This is a genomic window from Sinomonas sp. (genome assembly GCF_036848755.1).
Taxonomy (GTDB): domain Bacteria; phylum Actinomycetota; class Actinomycetes; order Actinomycetales; family Micrococcaceae; genus Sinomonas.
Window position 1 is genome coordinate 1 of record NZ_DAIUJO010000194.1, and the last position, 3,721, is coordinate 3,721.

A 3,721-nucleotide genomic window follows, 5' to 3' on the forward strand; every position below is an offset into this window, starting at 1 on the left:
GGTCCGCCTTATGCGGGAACCGGGACAGGGCTTGCATTCCACCAATCGGCGCGAAGCCGGGAATAGCCTATCTCAGTCATGGCCGGTCAAGTGAACTAGATCAGGTCCCGCGACCGATTCCCGCATCCCGTCGTAGCCGCGAGCCAATGGCTGGGTCTGCTCCGCAGGCCGCATTCTCGTCGACCACCCGCCGTGGGAACGCCGCGAGAATCCTTGAGCGGTGGCGTTTTCAGCGCACGACCTCGATCCCGTGCCTGCTCAACCTCTAAGACGAGCAAGAGCTCGAGCCAAGAAGGTCGTCCCGAGCGGACCGCCCTCGGTAGGCCGGTGAAGGGATCGTGGCCTGTTGCGCCGGTTGTCTCCCGTTTGGCTGGGTCCCGGGCATGTCCCGGGCCGTCCTCGCTGCTGTACGTGCTCAGGCTTGGAAGCCGTGGCTGCGGTAGATCTGGCGGCCTTCCTCCGCGTTGAGGAAGGCCTCGAGGGCGGCTGCGGCGCCCGGGTGGGGCGCGTGGTGCACGACCGCGGCCGCGTACCGTCCGCGCTGGCGGTTCAGGGGATCGAGCGGCAGTGCCTGGACCGGCTGGTGGGAGCGCGCGGCGTGTATGGCCTCGGTCTCCCAGACGATTGCGGCGTCGACCAGCCCCTGGGCGAGCCAGGAGGGGCTCTGGCGGTGGTGGATGCTGGTCAGCAGCGTCTCCCCGGCCTCCCTCTTGTGGCCTTGGATCCTCTGCCGCAGCGCGCTCCCGCCCTCGTCCTCGAGCGCGGCGAGGGCGAGGCGCCCGATGCCTTCGGTGCGCGGGTCGGGCAGGGCCAGCCGGACTCCGGGACGCCCTAGGTCTGCCAGGCTCTCGATGCCCATCGGGTTCCCGGGCGCGACGAGGAGCGTCAGGCAGTTGCTGGCATAGACCGTCGCCTCGCCGACGAGGCCTTCGTCCTTCAGCGCAGCCAGAGCGGCGGGGCTGGAGGCGATCAGGTCCGGGGTGAACCGCAGCTCGAGGGCCCCGACCCTGAGGGCGCCGCTGCGCAGCTGGCGGACGATGATCCCCGGCGGCAGGGTCTCGTAGAACACCGGCCCGGACCCGGTCGCGCCGGAGAACGCGGCGAAGAGCTCAGGCAGGACCATGAACTGGTTCCCCGCGAACAGTGCCCTCAGGCCGGCCCCAAGGACGTCGCCGCAGAGGTCCAGGGACTGGTCGAACGGCTCCGCTGAGAACTCGGCGGGCTCAGGGGCGGACATACGCCCACCCCTGGCGCTGGCGCAGCACGAGCTGGGCGATTCCGGAGGGGACCGTGTGCACGCCCTCGGCCAGGTCCTGCGCCCTGATCCCTTCGCGGTCCATCGTGTTCTGGCAGGCTGCGACGCCCACGCCCCGGCCCAGCAGCGCCTGCAGGGACTCGGCCGAGCCGGCGCCGCGCACGACTGCGGCGATGGCCGGGCCGTGGACCACGAGTTCGACGGGGGAGCCGTCGTCGAGCGCGTCCAGGAGGTTCCCCACGTTCCGCAGCGCTCGCTCGTGTGCGCCGGCGTCGGCGTCGTCCAGGTGCACGACCGTGCCCTGGCTGCCGCCGCCTGCGCCCTTGCCTTCTTCCGGTGCCATTTCCTCGTCTCCTTCCGCACAGGCCCAAAAGGGGTTCCCCGGCTCGCCCACGCGCCTCGGGGTGGAGGGGCCCAGCTTGATGGCCTATACCCCTTCCCGTATCTTGTTACACATTCGGCAGGGCAGTCAGGAGGTCCCTTTGGCGGCTTGGGGTTCGATCGGTTCGGCTTCTCCTTGGGGCGTGCTCGTTCCTGTGGCCGTAGCCCTCGCGGTGCTTCTGGCCGCGGCGTTGGTCCGGGCCTGGTGCCGGCGCGCGGTGGCCGCGGCCTTGGCGCGGTGCCGGCGCGGGGCCAGGAGCGAGGCCCGCCAGGTGCTCGACGAGCGCTACGCCCGCGGCGAGCTGGGCACCGAGGACTACCTCGAGAGGGTGCGGACACTGGGCGAGTGGATGTGAGCACGCCCGGGGCGATGGGCCGACCTAGCGGGGGAAGAGCGGGCGGCAGGTAGAGCACGAGGGTCCGGCGCCTGGGCGGGTGAGGGCATCGCGTTCGATGCCGAGCCGGCGGTGCAGGGCTGCCGCGGAGACCGCGAGGGCAAGTGCCCCCAGCCCGGGCTGGACGGCCCACTGGATCGCGGCCTGGGGCAGGCCCGCGAAGAGCTGTACGAGCAGGGTGCCGGGAGCGCTCGTCGTGGCCAAGGAGAGCCCGAGCGTCGCGAGCAGGGGCCAGCGGATGTCGCACACGGTGGGCTGGGCGCCGGCCGGGGCGCCGACGTAGCTCCCTGCGAGGATCCCGACGGCCGCGGAGCCGACGGCGAGGATTGAGACGGCCATGGCCGCCCACGCCGGTCCGGCGTCGAGGGGCGCGGAGGTCGAGGCCAGCAGGAGTGCGACCGCCGCGGCCGTCGCTCCCGCGGCGGCCCACCGCCTAGGCGCCCAGCCGAGCAGCACGCGAAGACGCCCAGGGCGCCGCCCTTGCAGGGACAGGGGCAGGAGGGCCGTCACCGCCTGGCCCCGCCCGGGTCCGGTCGCCTTGGCGCTCATCCGGCCGAGCCCAGGGAGAGGGCCTCGTGTGCGCCGCGGGCGGCGAGATGGCGTTCGGCGTCCAGGGCGGCGGCGGCGCCGGTGCCCGCGGCGGTGATCGCCTGGCGGTAGCGGTGGTCGACCGCGTCGCCGCAGGCGAAGACCCCTTCGACGCTGGTGGCGGTGGTGGGGTGGTCGACGACGATGTAGCCCTCGGCGTCGAGCTCGACCTGCCCGGCGACGAGTCCGGTGCGGGGGGTGTGGCCGATGGCCACGAAGATCCCGCTGGCCTCGACGTGCCGCCGTTTCCCGGTGACGGTGTCCTCGAGCGTGGCACCGGAGACCTTCTCGGGGCCGTGGATGGCTGTGATCCGGGTGTTGTACTCGAAGCGGATCTTCGGGTTCTCGGCCGCCCGCTGGGCCATGATGCGCGAGGCGCGCAGGGCGTCACGGCGCACCATCACGGTGACGGTGCGGGCGAAGCGGGCCAGGAAGGTGGCTTCCTCCATGGCGGAGTCCCCGCCTCCCACGACGAGGACGTCCTGGTCGCGGAAGAAGAACCCGTCGCAGGTGGCGCACCAGGAGACCCCGTGCCCGCTGAGCCGCTTCTCCTCGGGCAGGCCGAGCTCCCTGTACGCGGAGCCCGTGGCCAGGATGACGGCGGCGGCCTCGTGGGCCTGCCCCGAGCCGGAGGTGACCCGCTTCGTCTCCGAGGACAGGTCCACGGCCACGGCGTCGTCGAAGACGATGCGGGCGCCGAAGCGCTCGGCCTGGGCCTGCAGGCCGTCCATGAGCTCGGGCCCCTGGATCCCGGCGGGGAAGCCGGGGAAGTTCTCGACCTCGGTGGTGTTCATCAGGGCCCCGCCTGCCGTGACCGCCCCGGCCAGGACGAGGGGCTCCATGCCGGCCCGCGCGGCGTAGACGGCCGCGGTGTACCCGGCGGGGCCGGAGCCGATGATGACCAGCTGCTCGCCCATGCGCCCTCCTCCGTTCCGGGCCGGGCTCAGGAGGCCCGCGCCTTGATGCGGGCCCGGACCTCGTCCATGTCCAAGCCCTCGACGGCGCCGATCAGCTTCTCCAGGCCTGTGGGGTCGAGGGCCCCCGGCTGGGAGAAGACGAGGATCCCGTCGCGGAAGGCCATCAGGGTCGGGATCGAGGTGAT

At 72.6% G+C, this 3,721-nt stretch carries 5 protein-coding genes and 1 pseudogene; 1 reads left to right on the forward strand and 5 read right to left on the reverse strand.

Annotation, left to right across the window (positions count from 1 at the left end; all coding sequences use genetic code 11):
* Nucleotides 1-415: 415 nt before the first annotated feature.
* Nucleotides 416-1,237 carry a substrate-binding domain-containing protein gene (locus V7053_RS18225; RefSeq protein WP_334173676.1) on the reverse strand — a complete coding sequence of 274 codons (822 nt, stop codon included), beginning with the start codon at nucleotides 1,235-1,237 and terminating at the stop codon, nucleotides 416-418.
* Complete coding sequence (locus tag V7053_RS18230; protein ID WP_334173677.1) at nucleotides 1,224-1,598, reverse strand: DsrE family protein; 375 nt, start codon at nucleotides 1,596-1,598, stop codon at nucleotides 1,224-1,226. Before V7053_RS18230 ends, V7053_RS18225 begins: the two co-directional genes overlap by 14 nt.
* 181 nt (nucleotides 1,599-1,779) lie before the next feature.
* Between V7053_RS18230 and V7053_RS18235 the strand changes: the two genes are divergently transcribed.
* Nucleotides 1,780-1,992, forward strand: coding sequence for an SHOCT domain-containing protein (locus V7053_RS18235; protein ID WP_334173678.1), 213 nt, complete (start codon nucleotides 1,780-1,782; stop codon nucleotides 1,990-1,992).
* Nucleotides 1,993-2,016: 24 nt separating this feature from the next.
* On the opposite strand, the gene V7053_RS18240 is transcribed toward V7053_RS18235, so the two are convergent.
* The 3 genes and pseudogenes from V7053_RS18240 to V7053_RS18250 all read right to left on the reverse strand — a co-directional run.
* Entirely contained in the window at nucleotides 2,017-2,580 is a 564-nt protein-coding gene (locus V7053_RS18240) for a hypothetical protein (RefSeq protein WP_334173679.1), read from the reverse strand.
* Entirely contained in the window at nucleotides 2,577-3,536 is a 960-nt protein-coding gene (gene trxB, locus V7053_RS18245) for a thioredoxin-disulfide reductase (RefSeq protein ID WP_334173680.1), read from the reverse strand. Before trxB ends, V7053_RS18240 begins: the two co-directional genes overlap by 4 nt.
* A 26-nt stretch (nucleotides 3,537-3,562) precedes the next feature.
* A pseudogene (locus tag V7053_RS18250) lies at nucleotides 3,563-3,721 on the reverse strand (thiol reductase thioredoxin); the annotation flags it as partial.